The sequence below is a fragment of the Aquicoccus sp. genome (assembly GCF_041686535.1).
Lineage (GTDB): Bacteria > Pseudomonadota > Alphaproteobacteria > Rhodobacterales > Rhodobacteraceae > Aquicoccus.
This window is the reverse complement of record NZ_JAWLDS010000152.1, coordinates 1-4,749: the sequence shown is the minus strand read 5'-3', so window position 1 is coordinate 4,749 and position 4,749 is coordinate 1. Positions and strand designations below refer to the sequence as shown.

The 4,749-nt window shown below is 60.3% G+C and carries 3 protein-coding genes; all 3 read right to left on the bottom strand.

The window, feature by feature from the left end; all coding sequences use genetic code 11:
- Window positions 1-2,147, bottom strand: a 2,147-nt coding sequence (locus ACESL9_RS17080) for a ribonuclease E/G (RefSeq protein WP_372675306.1), incomplete at its 3' end; no start/stop codon positions are given.
- 451 nt (window positions 2,148-2,598) lie between these two features.
- Window positions 2,599-3,933 (bottom strand): sigma-54-dependent transcriptional regulator, encoded by a 1,335-nt coding sequence (locus ACESL9_RS17075; RefSeq protein ID WP_372614884.1) that lies wholly within the window; start codon window positions 3,931-3,933, stop codon window positions 2,599-2,601.
- A gap of 36 nt (window positions 3,934-3,969) precedes the next feature.
- Window positions 3,970-4,749, bottom strand: a 780-nt coding sequence (locus ACESL9_RS17070) for a sensor histidine kinase (protein ID WP_372675305.1), incomplete at its 5' end; no start/stop codon positions are given.

Below are 4,749 nucleotides of genomic sequence, written 5' to 3'. Positions count from 1 at the left end.
GGCTCGGCATTGCGATCTTCGGTTTTCGCCTCGGCCCCATTGCCCGACTTGGACGAGCGGCTCCGACGTCGACGGCGGCGCCGCTTCTTGGGCTTTTCCTCCTCGCCCTCGTTTTGCGCCGACTCGGCTTGCGACGGCTGCGTTTCGCTCTCGGCCTCGACGTCGCTGTCGCTGTCGATGGCGTCCATCAGCGATGTGTCGACCGATACGACATGCATGCCGGGGTCTGCCACGACGCGCGAGGCGGTCTTGAACTTTTCAAGGCTGAAATCAGGGGAGATCAACATCGGGTCACCCTCGACCCGCACGCTCAGGGTGTATCGCGCCTCGATCTGTGCGATATGCTCGCGTTTCTGGTTCATCAGGAAGTTGGCGATCCCGACCGGACATTTCACCAGAACCTCGCGCGAGCGTCCGCGGGTGCCCTCTTCCTCGATCTGGCGAAGGATGCTCAACGCAAGACTGTCATCAGACCGGATGAGCCCTGTGCCGTGACAATGCGGGCAAGGTTGTGTCGTTGCCTCGATCATGCCCGGGCGCAGACGCTGACGCGACATTTCCATCAGGCCGAAACCCGAAATGCGCCCCACCTGGATGCGCGCACGGTCGGTCTTGAGCTTTTCCTTGATCCGCTTTTCGACCGCCGCGTTGTTGCGCCGCTCATCCATGTCGATGAAATCGATCACGATCAACCCGGCCAGATCGCGCAGCCGCAACTGGCGCGCCACCTCGTCCGCAGCTTCGAGATTGGTCTTGAGTGCAGTTTCCTCGATCGAGCCTTCCTTGGTCGCTCTGCCCGAGTTGACGTCGATCGCCACCAGCGCCTCGGTGACGCCGATCACGATGTAACCGCCCGACTTGAGCTGAACGCTCGGATTGAACATCGAGCTGAGGTAGCTCTCGACCTGGAACCGCGCAAAGAGCGGTAGCCCTTCGTGGTAATGCTTCACGTTCTTGGCGTGGGACGGCATGATCATCTTCATGAAGTCCTTGGCGATGCGATAGCCGCGCTCACCCTCGACCAAGACCTCGTCGATCTCGCGATTGTAAAGGTCGCGGATCGAGCGCTTGATAAGGTCGCCCTCTTCATAGATCTTCGCCGGCGCAATGGATTTGAGCGTCAATTCGCGGATCTGTTCCCACAGCCGTTGCAGATACTCGTAATCGCGCTTGATCTCGCTCTTGGTGCGTTTGGCCCCTGCCGTGCGGATGATCAGCCCCGCGCCCTGCGGCACGTCGATCTCGTTCGCGATTTCCTTGAGCTTCTTGCGGTCGGGCGCGTTGGTGATCTTGCGGCTGATGCCACCGCCCCGCGCTGTGTTGGGCATGAGCACGCAATAACGACCCGCAAGCGACAGGTAGGTGGTCAGCGCCGCACCCTTGTTACCACGCTCTTCCTTGACGACCTGCACCAGAAGGATCTGGCGCACCTTGATCACTTCCTGGATCTTGTAACGGCGTGCGCGTGGCTTGCGGGGCGGGCGGATATCATCGCTGTCGTCGTCATCGGCAACAGATTCGATGCTCTCGTCCTTGGCGGCGGCATCGGAACCCTGTGCCTCATCATGTCCCGCACCATTGTCTGAATCGCCGTTCGTGGTCTCGTCCGGTTCTTCAACCGGGGTTTCACCAACCAGATCCATCGGAGAAGTGCCTTCGGGCACCTCATCGCCTTCGAGGTCGATGGTCTCCATCCCGGAAATATCGCGCGCGCTGCCCTCGTCTTTTGCATCCGTGGATGCGACTGCATCGTCGGACTTGACCACCTCGGCGCTGGATTTTTTCGACGACGATCGGCGGCTTCGCGATCGCGAGGGCTTTTTCTCTTCCTCGTCTTCGCGGGCCTTCAGCGCCTCGACATAGGCACGCTCTTCCTCCATCAGCCGTTCGCGGTCGGCGACCGGGATCTGATAGTAGTCGGGATGAATTTCCGAAAAGGCGAGAAAGCCGTGTCGGTTGCCGCCGTAATCGACAAAGGCCGCCTGAAGAGACGGTTCGACCCTCGTAACCTTGGCCAGGTAGATATTTCCGGCTAGCTGGCGTTTGTTTTCAGACTCGAAGTCGAATTCCTCGACCTTGTTTCCGTCCACCACCACGACGCGGGTTTCCTCCGCGTGGGTGGCATCGATAAGCATTTTCTTGGCCATGTGATCCATTTGCATGACAATAGGACCGCCATGCCCCCTGGGGGCGCGATCGGTCTTGAATCATGTCTGTTTCTGGCAATGAACGCCGCGCGGCAGGCGCGGGCATCAAGGCCCCCTGCTCTCACACTCAATGGTCGCGCGCGCTTCATCGCGGTTCTTCTCCGGCCGCGCCCGCCATGCGGTTCAGCAGCCCGTTCATTCGTCCGGAGCACCCCATCGGGGGTGGCGGACCTTTCATGAGGCTCCAGGCGGAACCCATTCATCCTGTCCGGACATGCCGGTTTTGAAACCTACACCTTGTCCTGACAGTGAAACTCTCGCGGCACACGGCAAACGCGCCTGTGCCATATTCCTACATAAGGGCATGGGTGGGGCGATTACAATGCTGAAATTCGCACATTGCCATTTTGGCAAGGGGCCGCGCGGCCCGCATTCAACCCCACGCCACGCTTCAAAGGTAATCGGATCGCTGCAGGCCGTATTTCGCCATTTTCTCGTTAAGCGTGCGTCGCGGCAGGCACAGCTCTTCCATGACGTTCGAAATATTGCCCTTGTGACGGCGCATCGTGTTATCGATCAGCATCCGCTCGAAGGCTTCGACATATTCCTTGAGCGGCTTTCCCTCGGTGGTCATCACCGGCTGCATGTCCTCGTGATCACTCATCAGAAGCGAGGTGATCGACCCCTGCCCGCGACGCGATTGGAGCACCGCGCGCTCGGCGACGTTGATCAACTGGCGCACGTTGCCCGGCCAGGGCGCCTGCAAGAGTTGCGCCGCCTCCTGCGCGCTGACCTTGGGCGCGTCACAGCCATAGTCATCGGCGAACTGCTCGGAAAGCCGGGTAAAGAGTGCCAGTATATCCTCGCCGCGCTGGCGCAATGGCGGCACGGTGATGCGCAACGACGCCAGCCGGTAGAACAGATCCGGGCGCAAAACATCCTCGCAGGTCTTGCCTTGCTCCTGAAGGTTGGAAATGGCAATGATCCGGGTTTCGGGCGGCGTGCCCTCTGCATTGACAAAGCTCAGAAGCTTGCTTTGCACCGCATCCGGCAGGGTCTCTATGTCTTCGAGCACCAGCGTGCCACCGCGGGCCTCCTCGACCGCTGGAAGCTGGCTGTCCTCGGGCATCATCGGTCCGAAGAGCCGCTTTGACAACGCGTCCTCTTCAAGCGCCGCGCAACTCACCAATACGAATTTCTTTCCGGCCCGCATCCCGACCGCATGAAGCGCATGGGCCACCAGCGTTTTCCCGGTGCCGGTTTCCCCGTCGATGAGAACATGACCGTCGGCCTGCCCGAGATCGAGAATATCTTCTCGCAACCGCTCCATCGCCGGGCTCACGCCAATGAGCTTTTTCATCAACTGCCCGCCATCGCTGAGTTCGCGACGAAGCGCGCGGTTGTCCAGCACCAGGCGGCGGGCATGCGCGGCTTTCTTGGCCAGTTCGCTCATCCGGTCGGGGTTGAATGGTTTTTCCAGAAAATCGAAAGCGCCTACCCGCATCGCCTCGACCGCCATGGGCACATCGCCATGACCGGTGATCATGATCACCGGCAAGGCACTGTCCTGGCCCATGAGCTTCTTGAGAAACTGCATTCCGTCCATGCCTGGCATCTTGATATCGGAGATCACGATCCCCGGATAATCCGGTCCCAGCTTCTTCAAGGCATCCTCGGCGCTCGCGAATGTCTCGGTGTCATAGCCTGACAGCGCAAGCCATTGGCTGATCGACTGGCGCATGTCCTGCTCGTCGTCGATGATTGCGATTTTCATTGCCTTGGCCATCACACTCTTCCCCTGATGCCATACGATTCACTCGCCTTATCGGGCCGCGCGAATCTTGTCCTCTTCAAAGATAGGTAGCCGCATCTCGAATACAGCCCCCCCGCCATCTGCATTGCGAGCCGTCAGGCGCCCGCCGAGGTCGTTCACGATTCCCGAGGAAATCGCAAGGCCCAGCCCGACCCCCTCGCCTGGTTGCTTGGTGGTATAAAACGGCTCGAAGAGGGAATCGAGATCCTCGATTCCGTGGCCGTTATCGCGCACGGTGAGCGTGACCGTTTCCCCCGCCGCCAACAGGATGTCGATCTCGGGCGCATCCACGCCCTGGGTCGCATCCAGTGCGTTGCGCAATAGGTTGATGATAACCTGTTCGATGCGCAACCGGTCGCCCATCACCATGACCGGCCTGTCGGGCATTGTGCGCGTGAGCCGCACCTTGTTGCGTTTGAGTTGCGGCTCCATCATCGAAAGTGCCGAAACCACCGCGTCGCCCATATCAACGGGGGCCAGCGCATCGCCGGCCTTGCGCGCATAGCTTTTCAACTGCTGCGTGATCGCTCCCATTCGCTCGATCAGGTCGTCGATCCGCTGAAACGACGAAAGCGCTTCGTCCGGTCGGTTGCGCCGCAGCAGTAACGCGGCCCCCGCCAGATAGGTCTTCATGGCCGCAAGCGGCTGGTTCAACTCGTGTGAAACGGCCGCCGACATCTCGCCCAGAACCGCCAGCTTGGAGCTTTGTTCGAGGGTCTGCTCGGCGACCTCCAGCTTGCCCTGCATCTTCTGGCGTTCGGCAACTTCCCGTTGAAGACGCTGGTTCAA